Source organism: Microlunatus speluncae (assembly GCF_009299835.1).
Lineage (GTDB): Bacteria > Actinomycetota > Actinomycetes > Propionibacteriales > Propionibacteriaceae > Microlunatus > Microlunatus speluncae.
Map to the genome: position 1 here is coordinate 1 of NZ_VKCZ01000009.1, position 14,432 is coordinate 14,432.

Genomic DNA, 14,432 nt, shown 5'->3' on the forward strand with positions numbered 1-14,432 from the left:
TCAAGGCCTGGTGGAACGTCGTCAACTGGGCCGACGCCCAGAAGCGCTACGCCGCCGCCAAGGCGCAGACCCCGGGATTGATCAACCCCGCCTGATCAACCCCGCATGATCAACTTCGCATGATCAACTGGGTTCGAGAACGGAGCTCCGATGGGAATGACACTGCGGATCGAGGTGTTCACCACCGATCCGGGTCGGAGCGTCGAGTTCTATCGCCGGGTGCTCCGCTTCACCGGCCCGCCCGGCGCGGCCGCGGACGGGTACACCGCGCTCCAGCGGGACGGGGTCACCATCGGGGTCTCGCCGCACCCCGACCCGGCCGTTCCGGAGTTTCGGCGACCGCCGACCGGCACCGAGATCGTCCTCGAAGTCGATGATCTCGATGCGGAGTTTGCGATCATCCGAGACTCCGGATGGCCGATCGACGCCCCGATCACCGAGCAACCGTGGGGGCTGCGCGACTTCCGCATCCTCGACCCCGACGGTTACTACCTCCGGTTCACGCATCGCCGCTGACCCGCCGCCGGGAATGCCGCCGGCTCCGTCCGGGTTCGAGGGTGGGGACGGGCCGCTACGCTCGGATCCGGCCGTGACGATCGCGTGACGAAGGAGAATCCCCATGACCCTGCCCCTGAAGCTCGGCTACAAGGCATCCGCCGAACAGTTCTCGCCGCGCGATCTGGTCGAGTTCTCGGTCTCGGCCGAGCGGCACGGCCTGGAGAGCGTCAGCGTCAGTGATCATTTCCAGCCCTGGCGGCACACCGGCGGGCACGCCCCGTTCTCGCTGGCCTGGATGGCGGCGGTCGGCGAGCGGACGTCGAAGGTGCAGATCGGCACCTCGGTGATGACGCCGACCTTCCGCTACAACCCGGCGGTGATCGCGCAGGCCTTCGCCACTCTTGGCTGCCTGTACCCGGGCCGGATCATGCTCGGAGTCGGCAGTGGGGAGGCACTGAACGAGATCGCCACCGGCTTCCGCGGCGCCGGCGCCCAGGACTGGCCCGCCTTCAAGGAGCGCTTCGCCCGGCTCCGCGAGTCGATCCGGCTGATGCGGGCGCTGTGGAGCGAGGAGCGGGTGACCTTCGAGGGTGAGTACTACTCCACCCACGACGCCAGCATCTACGACCGGCCCGAGGGCGGCATCCCGGTCTACATCGCGGCCGGCGGCCCCGTCGTCGCCAAGTACGCCGGTCGCGCCGGCGACGGCTTCATCTGCACCTCCGGCAAGGGCGCCGAGTTGTACGTCGACCAACTCTTGCCCGCCGTCGCCGAGGGTGCGCAGGCCGCCGGCAAGGATGCCGAGGCGCTCGACCGGATGATCGAGATCAAGCTGTCCTACGACACCGATCCGGACGCCGCGCTGCAGAACACCCGGTTCTGGTCGCCGCTCTCGCTGAGCAAGGAACAGAAGCACGACATCACCGACCCGGTCGAGATGGAGAAGGCCGCCGACGCGCTGCCGATCGAGACCATCGCGAAGCGCTGGATCGTCGGCTCCGACCCGGACGAGACCGTGGAGCAGATCGCCCAGTACGTCCGCTGGGGCTTCAACCACCTCGTCTTCCACGCGCCCGGAGCCGACCAGGAGCGGTTCCTCGACCTGTTCGAGCGGGATCTCGCGCCGCGGCTGCGAGCGCTTTCGCCCGACTGAGTCCGGGGCCGGCCGAGACTCGCGGCCTGCCTGTCACGGACCCGGTGACAGGTCCGTGACAGGCCCATGTCAGGTCCGCCGGACATCGTGGCCGTACCAAACCAGCCACGAAAGGAAGTCCTGTGAGCCAACCGGTTGCCATCCCGAACGGCCTCTCGACGGAGCGCGACGCGGGCCCGTTCAACCCGCCCACCGAGACCACGCGGCTGCGCGACACCCGCCCGGTGTGCCCGATGATCTTTCCCGACGGCCACCGGGGCTGGTATGTCACCGGCTATGACGAGGTGCGCCAGTTGATGGCCGACACCCGGTTCAGCTCCCGCCAGGACCTCGGCGTGATCCATGTGCCGTACGACGCTTCGGGCATGCCCGCTCAGACCGAACCGTCCCCGCAGGAGCCGGGACTGTTCATCGCGATGGACCCGCCGGACCACACCCGGCTGCGGCGCCGCCTCACCGGCGCGTTCACCGTGCGGCGGATGAAGCAGCTCGAGGAGCAGATCATCGAGGTCTGCGAGCGACAGCTGGATCACCTGGTGAGCCTCACCCCGCCGGTCGACCTGGTCGCGGAGTTCACCCTGCCGGTCCCCTCGCTGGTGATCTGCGAACTGCTCGGTGTCCCGTACGAGGACCGGGACGGCTTCCAGGCCAACACCGCTCAGTTCATGGTCAAGGACCAGACGCTGGAGCAGAAGATCGGCGCCTACGTCGGGCTGACCAGCTACCTGGCCGAGCTGGTCACCGGCAAACGCGCCGAGCCCGGCGAAGACATCCTGTCCGACCTGGCCCGCCAGGAAGACCTCACCATCGAGGAGTTGACCGGCGCCGCCTTCCTGCTGCTGCTCGCCGGCCACGAGACGACCGCCAACATGCTGGCCCTCGGCACCCTTGCCCTGCTGGAGAATCCCGGGCAGGCGGCCGAATTGCGGGCCGACCCGGATCTGATGGTCGGCGCCGTGGAGGAACTGCTGCGCTACCTGTCCATCGCCGACATCTTCTTCCGCTACGCCACGGAGGACCTCGAGCTGGGCGGCGAGACCATCCCCCAGGGATCCACCGTCGTCATCTCACTGCTGGCCGCCAACCACGACCCCCGGCGCTTCGAAAACCCCGACGCCCTGGACGTCCACCGCAACGCCCGCGGCCACCTGTCCTTCGGCCACGGCGTCCATCAGTGCCTCGGCCAGCAGCTGGCCCGGATCGAGATGCGGGCCGGGTTCACGGGACTGCTGCGCCGCCTGCCCACCCTCGAACTCGCCGTCCCCCTCAGCGACGTACGGCTCCGGACCGACATGACCATCTACGGCGTCCACGAACTGCCCGTCACCTGGACCGAACCGACCCCGTAGCGGCAGCTGACCCGCCGCCGGGAACGCCCCGCAGCCGCCAGCCGTCGACGGAGCCGTCCACCAACCCCGCCGACTCCAGGGCCGTGAGCTCGGCCAACGCCCGACGCAACGGCACCCCGGCCGTCAGCGCGATCTCCCCACCGGTACGCCAGCGACGAGCCGACAACGCCTCGAACACCGCCAGCCGGATCGGCGAGAACCCGTCGGTGACCCGCGGCTCACCACGCTGGATCGGCACCAACTCCTCCCCGACCGGCGAGATCAACTCCAGCACGTCCGCCGCGCCGGCAACCAGGGTCGCCTGACCCTCCCGAATCAGCAGATGCGGCCCCACCGACAACGCCGAATGCACCGGACCCGGGACCGCCATCAACACCCGGCCCAACCCGACCGCCCAATTCGCCGTGTTCCTGGCTCCCGATCGCAGCGCCGCCTCGACGACGACAACACCGATCGACAGGGCGGCGATCAACCGGTTCCGGGCCAGGAACCGCATCCGGGTCGGCGCGGCACCGGGCGGCAGCTCCGAGATGATCAAGTGGTCGGCGGCCAGCCGGTCCAGCAGCGCCTCGTTGCCTTTCGGATAGGGCACGTCGGCCCCACCGGCGAGCACCGCGACGGTCCGGCCGCCGGCCGCGAGGGCACCCCGATGGGCGGCCGCGTCGATCCCATACGCGCCGCCGGACAGGACGGTCACGCCACGATCGGCCAGGTCGGCCGCCAGGTCGGTCGACGCCGACGTCCCGTACCCGGTCGAGGCGCGGGAGCCGACGACCGCGACCGAACGCCGGCAGATCTCATCCAGCCGGGCCGGACCGCGCAGCCACAACCCGAACGGCTGGCCGCCCCGGCGTTGCACCGACTCGGCGCGGCGCAGGTCCCCCAGCGACTCGGGCCATTCGTCGTCGCCGGGCATCACGAACCGGATCCCCAGCTGTCCGGCGTCGGCGAGCAGGCCGCGCAGGTCGAGCCGTTGGGCCCGGCCGGCCATCGGGGCCCCGAGCTGTCCGTCCGTCACCCGCCGCCACATCTCCACCGCGCCGAGGTCGTCGACCAGCCGGGCCACCTCGACCTCGCCGCTCTCCACCACCCCGGACAGGGCCATCCGGGCCGTTCGCTCGTCGAGTCCCGGCGCCGCCCGGCGCGGCCCCGCCGGCCGTGACGCGGTGCTCATGACGCTGTCCGCTGCGCGACGCCCGGCGGTTCGCCGCGGCGCATCGCCAGTGCGACCGCCACGTCCTCGGCATCGGGCCTGCCGCGAGCGCTCAGATCGGCGATCGTCCATGCGATCCGCAGCACCTTGTCGACGCCGCGCGGGCTGAGGGTGCCGCGGCCGACCGCCTCCTCGACCTTCTCGATCCCGTCCGGCAGCGGCAGCCGGGATCGCAGGTAGGGGCCCGGAACGTCGCCGTTGGTGGGCCACGGCGCGTCCGCCAGCCGGTGCGCCTGACGCGCCCTGGCCTCGGCGACCCGGTCCGCCACCGCCGCCGTCGACTCGGTCTGAGCCAGGGCGGCCTTGAGGTAGCTCTTCTTCATCGGGCGCAGCACCTGTTGGATGTCGATCCGGTCCCGGATCGGGCCGGAGATGCGGTCGGAGTAGCGGCGGATGGCCATCGGCGGACAGGTGCAGACGGCGCCCGGAGTCGATGCATTGCCACAGGGGCAGGGATTCGCGGCCAGGACCAGCTGGAACCGGGCCGGATACCGGGCCTGCACCTCGCTCCGCCCGATCATGATCACGCCCGACTCCAGCGGGGCCCGGAGCGCGTCCAGCACCCGCGGCGGGAATTCGGGAGCTTCATCCAGGAACAGCACGCCGCGATGGGCACAGGAGATCGCGCCCGGCCGAGCCATCCGGGCACCGCCGCCGACCAGACTCGGGATCGAGGCCGAATGGTGCGGGTCGGCATACGGCGGCCGCCGCACCAGCCCATCGCTGAGGTCGAACCCGGCCAGCGAATGGATCGCCGACACCTCCAGCGACTCGACCACGGTCAGCTCCGGCAGCAGGCCCGGCATGCGTTCGGCCAGCATCGTCTTGCCGACGCCGGGCGGGCCGTGCAGAAACAGGTGGTGCCGGCCGGCGGCGGCGACCTCGAGCGCCCAGCGCGCCTCCAGCTGTCCGGCGACCTCGGCCAGATCCCGTTGCGGACCGAGCGGCGGTCCCGAATCGGCGGCGAGCTCGACCGGCTCGACCCGGGGCACCGGGTCACCGCGGAACAGGGCCACCAGTTGGGCGAGGGAGGCGAGGCCGATCACCTCGATGTCCTGCACGAGTCCCGCTTCCTCGGCCTGCCGCAGCGGAACGATCACCCGGCGGAAGCCGGCCTGGGCGGCGGCCAGCGTCGCCGGCAGGATGCCCCGCACCGGGCGGATCCGGGCGTCCAGGCCGAGCTCGCCGAGCAGCACCGTCCCGGCCAGCTCGGACCGCGGAAACACCTTGTTCGCCGCCAATACGGCGCACACGATCGCCAGATCGTAGTGGCTGCCGCCCTTGGGCAGCGTCGCCGGCGAAAGGTTGATCGTGAGCAGCGAAGCCGGCCAGTGTTGCCCGGCGTTGCTCACCGCCGCCTTGCACCGGTCCTTCGCCTCGTGCAGCGCGGCGTCGGGCAGACCGACCAGCACGGTCCGCGGCAGGCCGGCCCCGATGTGGGCCTCCACCTCGACGATCCGACCGTCCAGCCCGGCCAGGGCCACCGACCGGGCGCACGCCAGCGACATCAGCCGATCCCTCGGACGTGGTTGACCACGGGCGGGGCGCCGGCCACGAGCAGCACCCCGACCGCGTCCAGCCGGATCCCCGCCGCCGGCGGGCCGTGCTCGGACAACCATTCGGCCGACAATTGCCGCAGCCGGCGCAGCTTGGCGTACGTGATCGCCTCGAGCGGGTCGCCGTAGCCGAGCCCGGACCGGCACTTCACCTCGCAGAACACGATCGTCCGATCGGCACCCCCGCCCTCCTCGGCGATGATGTCGATCTCCCCCAGCCGGCAGCGCCAGTTGCGCTCCAGCACGCGCAGCCCGGCCCGCTCGAGCTCGGCCGCCGCCAACTCCTCGCCCCGGTGTCCGACCCGGGTCTTTCTGTTATCCGCCATCTCGCACCTCCGCAAGGGAGTGTGCTGCGCCCGGCCCGGAGTCGTCGGGCGGAAAAGAAAGCTGTGGACAACCGAATTCGAACGGGATCGCCTGTGGAGAACGATGCATCATCGCATCATGATGTATCGATGTAGACTCGACGGTATGCGTACAACGGTCGACATTCCCGCTGACCTGCACCGACAGGCTCAAGCATTGGCCCGCGACACTTCGCGCACGTTCAGCGAGACGGTCGTCGCCCTGATGCGCCGCGGCCTGAGTCAGGCCCCAGCGACATCGCAGGTCTCTACCAGCACGCGGACCGGACTTCCCGTTGTTCGGGTCGGACGAGTGATCACGTCCGAAGACGTTCGTGCTCTGGAGGATGACGAGTGACAGTCCTCCTGGACGCGAATGTGCTCATCGCCCTGACCGTCGCGGACCATGTCCATCACGAACCCGCGGAATCCTGGTTCGCCGACAACGATCGGTTCGCGACCTGTCCGATCACCGAGGGGAGCCTGGTCCGTCTCCTCGTCCGAGAGGGCCAAACCGTTGCCACGGTGCGGGATCTGCTCTATGGACTCACCGCGATCCCCGGACACGAGTTCTGGCCTGACGAACTGTCCTATCGTGACGTGGATCTTGCGGGGGTCATCGGGCATCGCCAAGTCACCGATGCCTACCTCGCTCAACTCGCTCGTTCACGCGACGCCCGGCTGGCCAGCTTCGACCATGGCCTGGCATCGCTTCATCCGGATGTGGTCGACCTGATCGAGACCCGGTCCTGAGCTCGGCTCGGACCTCAGTCGCCCACGCTCTTCGGCACCTCCAGGTCGGAGTGGGCGATCTCCTCGATCGAGACGTCCCGGAAGGTGAGCACCTTGGCACTCTTGACGAACCGGGCCGGGCGGTACATGTCCCAGACCCAGGCGTCGCCCATCGAGACCTCGTAATACACGTCGCCACCCTCGGTGCGGACCTTGAGGTCGACGGCGTTGCAGAGATAGAACCGGCGCTCGGTCTCAACCGCGTAGTTGAAGATGCCGACTACATCCTTGTACTCGCGATACAGCTGGAGCTCCAGTTCGCTCTCGTACTGCTCCAGGTCCTCGCTACTCACCGCACCGTCCTTCAGTTCTCATGATTCTGACATTAGCCCCGCCGCGGGCAGCCGCGTACGTCCGGTGAGGTTTCCGGTCTTCGCGGCGGCCTGGCGGACGTTCTCGAACCGCCACCGGTGGGTCGGGCACGGCCCGTTGGCGTCCAGCCGCTCCTGGTGCAGCGGCGTGCAATAGCCCTTGTGGACCTCGAAGTCGTAGGCCGGATAGGCGAGGGCCAGCTCGTCCATGGTCCGGTCCCGGGTGACCTTGGCGATGATCGACGCCGCGGCGACACAGGCCGCGACCCGGTCCCCCTTCCAAACGGCCAGGCCGGGCACGCCGAGGCCGTCCACGGCGAAGCCGTCGGTCAGCACGTAGGTCGGCGGCACGTCCAGCCGGAGCAGCGCCCGGCGCAGCGCGGCGATGTTGGCGACGTGCATGCCGAGTCGGTCGCACTCCTCGGGCGAGATGCTGACCACCGACCAGGCCACGGCCTTGGCCAGGATCTCGTCGTAGCAGCGTTCCCGCTGCGCGGCGCTGAGCAGTTTCGAATCCCGCAGCCCGTTGATCTGCCGCGACTTGGCGTCGGACAAGATCACCGCGCCGGCCACCAGCGGCCCGGCACAGGCTCCGCGTCCGGCCTCGTCGGCCCCGGCGACCGGGCCCAGACCGACCCGGCACAGCGCGCGCTCGTACCCGTAGAGACCGCTGTTGCGGCGCACCTGGATCGGCGGAATGTCGAGCACGTCGCCTCCGGCCGGCATCAGCAGGTCACCCCCTTGGGCTTGATCACCGCTTCCTTCGGTGGCGGCCCGGTCGGCTCCGGTACGAGATCGAAGATCGGCGGGCGTTGCAGAGTGCTCAGTCGATTGAACGGCATCACGATCGCGAACGCCGGTCCGACCACTTTATCGATCGGTACGAACGCCACCGACCCCTCGGGCCCCTTCACCGAGATGTCGGACAGGTGACATCGGGAATCGGCGCTGGCCGCACGATGATCACCCATCACGAAGATCCGGCCCGCCGGCACGACCACCTCGAAGTCGAGGTCCGACGGCGCGTCGGGCTCTCCGTCCTCCGGCGACGCATAGACATAGCGGGTCTCGTCCAGCGCCACACCGTTCACGGTCAGCCGGCCGAGCTTGTCGCAGCAGATCACCCGGTCACCGGGCATCCCGATCACCCGCTTGATCAAATGATCGGAGCCGGCGGGCACCAGCCCGGTGAACTCGAGGGCCCGGGCGAACGGATCGGGATCGGGATCCGCCGCCTCGGCCGACCCGAGCCAGCCGCCGGGATCCTCGAACACCACGATGTCGCCGCGGCGGAAATCGGTGATCTTCTGCACCGCGACCCGGTCGTCGATCTGCAGGGTGTTCTCCATCGACCCCGACGGGATGATGAACATCTGTCCGACGAACGCCCGCAGCAACGAGGAGACGATCAACGCCCCGACGACGACGATGACGAGCTCGGTGAAGAATCTGCTCGGCCGGGAACGGCGGTGCCCCGAACTGCTCGCGGAACTCGGGGTCTGGTCAGCAGTTGGCATCGGGCCCGGCATCTATCGTCGGTTTGGCGGGCGGCGTGGTTCCGGCTGGCACGCCCTCGAACGTACTCGGTATCGCCAACGCGCGCAGGTGCGACATGGGCCAGACGACCGCGATTCCTCGGCCGACCACCAGATCGGTCGGGACGAAGGCGTTCTCGCCCTTGATCGTGCCGGCTCGTTGATCATTGAGGTGGCAGCGCGAATCCCGGCTGTTGTCCCGGTTGTCGCCCATCACGAAGATCCGGTTGGCCGGAACGATCACGTCGAAGTTGATGTCGGACGGGTCGGCCTGGCGGCCGCCGCTGTCGGTGTAGAGATACTCCCGCTCGTCCAGCGGGATGCCGTTGACCTCGATCCGGCCGTCGGCCGAACAGCACCGGACATGATCACCGGGCAGGCCGATCAGACGCTTGATCAAATGGTCGGTCCCGCTCTCCGGCAACACCCCGATGAACTCCAGGGCCTTGCCGAACGGCCCCCGCTCCGGCGCGTCCGGACCGCTCAGCCAGCCGCCCGGATCGGCGAAGACGACCACCTCGCCGCGGGTCAGGCCGGTGATCTTCTCGGCCACCACCCGGTCGTCGACCGCCAGCGTGCTCAGCATCGACTCGGACGGGATCAGGAACATCTGCCCGACGAAGGCGCGGAGCAGCGCCGCCACCACGATCGCGCCGACCACGACGATCGCCAACTCCTTGAAGAACGCCAGCACATGCTGGCCGAAGGTGAGCTTCTCGTCCTGCTCCGACTCCGACTCGGCCGATTCGTCACCGGGCTCGTCCCGGGCGGCTCCGGCCGCCTCGGGCTCGGCGTCCCGGGGAGTCGCCGCGGGCTGTTCCCGGGTCCACTGCTCGGGCTCCGGGGCCACCCGCGGCTGCTCGGCCGTGTCGGCGTCGTCGTCGGTGTCGAAGGCGTCGTTGTCGAAATCGTCGTCGGGCGGCAGCGCTCGACGTGGGCGCGGCTCGTCGGCCTCGTCAGCGGTCACCTGCACCCACCGTCCCTCTGTGGGTCAGCGACCGTTCTCGCGCTTCTCCTTGATCTTCGCCGCCTTGCCACGAAGATCACGCAGGTAGTAGAGCTTGGCCCGACGGACATCGCCGCGGCGCTCCACCTCGATCTTGTCGATGATCGGCGAGTGCACGGAGAACGTACGCTCCACGCCGACGCCGAAGCTCACCTTGCGGACCGTGAAGGACTCCTGCAGTCCGGCACCGGACCGGGAGATCACCACACCGGCGAAGACCTGGACCCGGGACCGGTTGCCCTCGACGACCTTGACGTGCACCTTGACCGTGTCGCCGGGACGGAAGCCCGGCACATCCGACCGCAGCGATGCCTGGTCGATCTCGCGGATCAGCTCATTCATGTTTCATTCCTCGCCAGTGCCACAGGTCACTACGGTGATGGGTGACGTTTCGGGGGTCCTCGGTCGCGATCGGTCCCCCTGTGGCAGGAGTCGCGTTACCCGAGGACAACAGCCGCTAAGTCTGCCACATGCCGGCCACGGAGCAGAAATCAGCTCCGCCGCGGTGGCCACGGCCGTGCGCACCGCTGGTCCGGACGACGAACGGCCCGGCCCCCAGGATCGCTCCTGAGGACCGGGCCGGTGCGTCGTTACCGACGGCCCGAGGGGTTAGCCCCGGATCCGCCGACGGGCGGCCACAGCGATCGTGGCACCCGAACCGATCAGGACCAGACCACCGATACCGAACAGCGTCAGCGCGGTGCTGGCGCCGGTGCCCGGCAGGCCGTCGTCGTCGCTGCCGTCCTCAGTCGGCGGCGGCGTCTCGTTGCCACCGTCGGGATCGGGCGACGGCGACGAGTTGTCATCGTCATCCGGCGACGGGGACGGTGACGGCGTGTTGTCGTCGTCATCGTCGACCGGGGCCTTGACCACGGTCAGCTTGGCCGAGCCGGAGTAGTCCTTGTCGTCGACCGCGGTCAACGTGACCTTGTGCTTGCCGACCTCGAGCTTGCCGGCATCGAAGACGAACTCGACGTTGCCCTTCTCGTCGGCCAGCTTGACACCCAGGTCGACCGGCTCCGAGTTCACGACACCGGTGACCTTCTGGCCGGACTCGAAGCCCGAACCGATCACGGTCACACCCGAGTCGTCACCCTTGGTGATCTTGCTCGGATCGACCTTGACCTTGACCTCCGGCTTCTCCTCCGACACGACGGTGACGGCGACCGGACGGGACTTCAGGCCCTCCTGCGACTGGCTGACCAGCAGCTCGTCGCCGACCTTGGCCGCCGGATCGAGCTTGACCGTGTACTTGCCGTCCGGCCCGACCTTCGCCGACCCGATCAGCTTGCCGCCCTCGTTGTCGATGTCCACGGTCGCGCCGGGAACACCGGTGCCGGTGACGGTCTGACCGTAGGTCGGATCAACCGTCGGCGGAGCCAGCTCGGCCGTCGCGGTGCCTTCGACCGCGATCTGGTACGTGCCCAGACCGCCGTACTTCGGCGACGCCACGGTCTTGTCGGCCGTGTTCTCCTTCATGTTGCCGAACGAGGACTGCTCGACCTTGACGAAATAGGTCTGCTTGCCCAGGCCGACCTGGCTGATCTCGGCGCCCTGGCCGGCGAGCTCGCCGAAGCGGACGACACCATCCTGGTCGAAGGTGTTCTTCAGATCAGGATCGGCGGTGGCGATCGGCTTCAGGCCCGCGTCGTACAGCGTGACCTTCAGGTCCAGCATCGAGTACGGGCCCTGCGGGGTCACGTTGATCTTGACCTGGCCGGCAGCCGAGTCGAAGCGGTACCAGTTGCCCTTGCCGTCACCCAGGTTGCGGGTGAACTCGCCCCAGGCGTCGGCCTTGCCGCCGTCACCCAGGGAAAGAACGCGCGCCACGCCGTCGGAACCGGCCTCCTGGTTGGCCCGGTAATCCAGGCGCCCCGTGTAGTCGGTCCGCTCGGACAGCGGCTGATCCTCGTTGCACTTGCCGTCGTCGCCGACCTTGCCCTTGAAATGCCCGGCGTCAGGGTCGGTCGGGTAATAGCAGGACGGGCCGGTCCAGACCACGTTGCCGTCGTACAGCCGGTCCTGCGCCGCGTCCTTCTTCGACAGATCCTTGGTGATCAGGGCCAGGTCGTCCTGGTCGTTGTTGTTGCCGCCGTCATAGCCGTTCGACCAACGGACCATGCCGGTGAGCGGATGACCCATGATCGGGCCCCAGATGCTGGCGCCCTTCGCGGTGACGTCGGCCCAGCCCGGCGAGTAGTACTCCTCGTTGCCGTAGCCGTGGTGCACCAGCCCCAGCGTGTGACCGAGTTCGTGCGACGCGGCCGTGCCGAGATCGAAGGCGAGGATCCGGTCCTCGATCGAGGCCCGGCTCTCCTGCGCGGCGCGCTTGTTGGCCAGCCGCGCCTTCAGGGCCTGAGCCTGCTGCTGCTGCTTGAACAGATCGGTGGTGACCCAGGCGTCATACGTGTACGGATCGCCGAAGGAGCCCCGCTGGGCCTTGCCAACGGCGCCGGCATCGAAGATGTTCTCGAAGCCCGGGTCGTTGGTGCTGCTGTCCGTGACGTGAACGATCGCACCGTACTTCGCGTCGTCCATGCTGCTCCGCCGGAGGTCACCGGCCGACGGCTTCTTGATCGTGATGTTGACATCGAACGCCGAGTACGACTGGACAATGCGCTGGTACACGACCAGCTTCTCCGCCGCCGACAGTGCGTCCGCCGGCTTGTAGTTGATGTCCTTGCCGCTGTTGCCGTCGGCGTTCCAGTCGGTGTCCGACACCGTGCCGCCCGCGAAATCGAGCCAGATCGTCTTGTCGGCCGAGGGATTGCTGCCCTCCGCCGGGATCTGATCAAGCACCAACGGCTTGATGGTGGCTTTCGTACTCGCATCGGTCGGATCGGCAACTGCAGGTGTCGTCAATGCCAGCGATCCAACAACTCCACCCAGCGCCAGCGTCGGCACCAGAGTGCGCGCTACCCACCTTCGTTTCCCTTGCAAGGTTCGTGGTCCCCTTCGTCGGTTCCTCAGTCCCGCACCCACGAGCGACATGGATCGCCCCCGTAGCGACCGCTGGTCGCCCCGCGTATGTCTACCGAACCCATGGGGTCACGTCAACCAACAACACCCGAACTGATCGGATTTAGGTCCACCGTTCCGGTGAGTTCCAGGTCAGCCAGAAAGGGATGATCATGGCTTGCCACCAAGAGAGATCCACGATATAGAAGCAATGCCGACGTGAGTTGCGCCACACTTTCAAGATCGAGATTGTTGGTGGGCTCGTCCAAGATCAACAACTGCGGCGCCGGCTCGGCCAGCAACAACGCGGCCAGACTGGCTCGAAACCGTTCCCCACCAGAAAGATCGCCGACTCGACGGGCCACGACATCGGCCCGCAACAGGAACTTCGCCAGCTGAGAACGCAGCGTGTTGTCGTCCGCGGTCGGCGCCAACCGGGACACTCCGGCCAGCACGGTCTCGTCGTCCTTCAGTACGGTCAGCCGCTGCGGCAGCAGCCCGACCGGGACCTTGACGTCGATCACACCCTGCCGCGGCGCGACCGTACCCATGATCGTGTTGATCAATGTGGTCTTGCCCACACCGTTGGGGCCGACCAGGGCCAACCGTTCCGGGCCCCGGATCCGCAGGTCCACCGCCAGACCGTTGCGCAAGATCAAATCCTCGGTGATCAAGACGTCCCGGCGGGAGGGCACAGTTGTGCCGCCGAGATCGACGTTGATCACGTCGTCGTCGCGGACCCGGTCCTCGGCCGCGGCCACCGAGGCGGCGGCCTCGGCCAACTCACCCTGAGCCGTGTCCATCACCTTGCCCGCCGACACCTGCGCCTTCCGCTTCAGGTTGCCCGCGAGGATCCTCGGGATGTTGTCCTGCTGGCTCTTGGCGTAACGCTGCCGTCGGTCCAGCTTCTCCCGCGCCTCGACCAACTCCCGGCGCTGCCGGCGCAGATCGGCCTCGGCGTTGCGGAGCGCCCGCTGCGCCGCCTGCTGCTCGGTCTCGACCGCTTCGAGATAGAGACTGTACGGACCGCCGAACAGGCGCACCGCCCCGTCGCGGACCTCCGCGGTCTGATCCACCCGCTCCAACAGTTCCCGGTCGTGGCTGACCAGGATCACCGCGCCCCGCCAGTCGTCGACCGCGGCATAGAGCCGTTCCCGCGCCGAGCGATCGAGGTTGTTGGTCGGCTCGTCCAGGACCAGGACTTCCGGCCGGTCCAGCAGCAGTGCCGCCAACGCGATCAGGATCGACTCGCCGCCGGACAGGGTGCCGATGGTGCGATCCAACCCGAGGCCGTCGAACCCGAACCGGGACAGCGCGGCCCCGACCTCGGCCTCGATGTCCCAACGGTCGCCGATCAGTTCGAACTCCCACTCGGTGCCGTCGCCCTGATCGACCACGGCGAGCGCGGCCAGGACGTCGGCCACGCCGAGCACGTCGGCCACGGTGCGATCCGCCGCGAGGACCAGATCCTGTGGCAGGTAACCGATCCGGGAGGCCCCCGTCACCGTCCCCGCGGTCGGGGTCAGCGCCCCGGCCAGGATCTTGATCAAGGTCGACTTGCCGGCCCCGTTGCGCCCGACGACGGCGGTACGGCCGCGCGGGAAGGAGACGTCCAACTGGTCGAACACGGGCGAGCCGTCCGGCCAGGAAAAGGAAAGGCGGTGGCAGACAAGAACGTCGGACATGGAGTCTCCTGAGGTCGTCGAGTCGGCCCGAC

General features: G+C 68.6%; 14 protein-coding genes. 4 read left to right on the top strand and 10 right to left on the bottom strand.

What is annotated here, in order from left to right:
• The first annotated feature begins 150 nt into the window (after nucleotides 1–150).
• The 3 genes from FNH24_RS12865 (at nucleotide 151) to FNH24_RS12875 (ending at nucleotide 3,000) form a co-directional block, all read left to right on the top strand.
• Nucleotides 151–516 carry a VOC family protein gene (locus FNH24_RS12865; RefSeq protein ID WP_152362603.1) on the top strand — a complete coding sequence of 122 codons (366 nt, stop codon included), beginning with the start codon at nucleotides 151–153 and terminating at the stop codon, nucleotides 514–516.
• Nucleotides 517–625: 109 nt separating this feature from the next.
• A complete protein-coding gene (gene fgd / locus FNH24_RS12870) occupies nucleotides 626–1,651 on the top strand; it encodes a glucose-6-phosphate dehydrogenase (coenzyme-F420) (RefSeq protein ID WP_217428210.1) in 1,026 nt (341 codons plus the stop codon).
• A gap of 122 nt (nucleotides 1,652–1,773) precedes the next feature.
• Nucleotides 1,774–3,000 (top strand): cytochrome P450, encoded by a 1,227-nt coding sequence (locus tag FNH24_RS12875; RefSeq protein WP_152362605.1) that lies wholly within the window; start codon nucleotides 1,774–1,776, stop codon nucleotides 2,998–3,000.
• Here FNH24_RS12875 and dprA read toward each other — a convergent pair.
• From dprA to FNH24_RS12890, 3 genes are read right to left on the bottom strand one after another with little or no spacing between them, the layout of a single operon-like run.
• Nucleotides 2,975–4,174 carry a DNA-processing protein DprA gene (gene dprA / locus FNH24_RS12880; RefSeq protein WP_246186866.1) on the bottom strand — a complete coding sequence of 400 codons (1,200 nt, stop codon included), beginning with the start codon at nucleotides 4,172–4,174 and terminating at the stop codon, nucleotides 2,975–2,977. The genes FNH24_RS12875 and dprA overlap by 26 nt on opposite strands.
• Nucleotides 4,171–5,721 (bottom strand): YifB family Mg chelatase-like AAA ATPase, encoded by a 1,551-nt coding sequence (locus tag FNH24_RS12885; protein ID WP_152362606.1) that lies wholly within the window; start codon nucleotides 5,719–5,721, stop codon nucleotides 4,171–4,173. Before FNH24_RS12885 ends, dprA begins: the two co-directional genes overlap by 4 nt.
• Entirely contained in the window at nucleotides 5,721–6,095 is a 375-nt protein-coding gene (locus FNH24_RS12890) for a YraN family protein (protein WP_152362607.1), read from the bottom strand. Before FNH24_RS12890 ends, FNH24_RS12885 begins: the two co-directional genes overlap by 1 nt.
• Before the next feature lie 372 nt (nucleotides 6,096–6,467).
• Between FNH24_RS12890 and FNH24_RS12900 the strand changes: the two genes are divergently transcribed.
• The gene (locus FNH24_RS12900; protein ID WP_152362609.1) at nucleotides 6,468–6,866 is read left to right on the top strand and encodes a TA system VapC family ribonuclease toxin; all 399 of its coding nucleotides are present in this window, start codon (nucleotides 6,468–6,470) and stop codon (nucleotides 6,864–6,866) included.
• A gap of 14 nt (nucleotides 6,867–6,880) precedes the next feature.
• On the opposite strand, the gene FNH24_RS12905 is transcribed toward FNH24_RS12900, so the two are convergent.
• From FNH24_RS12905 to FNH24_RS12935, 7 genes are all read right to left on the bottom strand, one after another.
• A complete protein-coding gene (locus FNH24_RS12905) occupies nucleotides 6,881–7,198 on the bottom strand; it encodes a DUF2469 domain-containing protein (protein WP_152362610.1) in 318 nt (105 codons plus the stop codon).
• Nucleotides 7,199–7,216: 18 nt separating this feature from the next.
• Nucleotides 7,217–7,942, bottom strand: a complete 726-nt coding sequence (locus FNH24_RS12910; RefSeq protein ID WP_152362611.1) for a ribonuclease HII — start codon at nucleotides 7,940–7,942, stop codon at nucleotides 7,217–7,219.
• Nucleotides 7,942–8,733: a signal peptidase I gene (gene lepB, locus FNH24_RS12915; RefSeq protein WP_152362612.1), complete on the bottom strand. Its 792-nt coding sequence runs from the start codon at nucleotides 8,731–8,733 to the stop codon at nucleotides 7,942–7,944. The genes FNH24_RS12910 and lepB (FNH24_RS12915) overlap by 1 nt, the downstream gene beginning before the upstream one ends.
• Nucleotides 8,720–9,718: a signal peptidase I gene (lepB, locus tag FNH24_RS12920; protein WP_246186867.1), complete on the bottom strand. Its 999-nt coding sequence runs from the start codon at nucleotides 9,716–9,718 to the stop codon at nucleotides 8,720–8,722. Before lepB (FNH24_RS12920) ends, lepB (FNH24_RS12915) begins: the two co-directional genes overlap by 14 nt.
• A 24-nt stretch (nucleotides 9,719–9,742) precedes the next feature.
• Nucleotides 9,743–10,099, bottom strand: a complete 357-nt coding sequence (gene rplS / locus FNH24_RS12925; protein ID WP_152362613.1) for a 50S ribosomal protein L19 — start codon at nucleotides 10,097–10,099, stop codon at nucleotides 9,743–9,745.
• A 267-nt stretch (nucleotides 10,100–10,366) separates the two neighbouring features.
• Nucleotides 10,367–12,556 carry an Ig-like domain-containing protein gene (locus FNH24_RS12930; protein ID WP_246186879.1) on the bottom strand — a complete coding sequence of 730 codons (2,190 nt, stop codon included), beginning with the start codon at nucleotides 12,554–12,556 and terminating at the stop codon, nucleotides 10,367–10,369.
• A gap of 254 nt (nucleotides 12,557–12,810) precedes the next feature.
• The gene (locus FNH24_RS12935; protein WP_152362615.1) at nucleotides 12,811–14,400 is read right to left on the bottom strand and encodes an ABC-F family ATP-binding cassette domain-containing protein; all 1,590 of its coding nucleotides are present in this window, start codon (nucleotides 14,398–14,400) and stop codon (nucleotides 12,811–12,813) included.
• Between the last annotated feature and the right edge of the window lie 32 nt (nucleotides 14,401–14,432).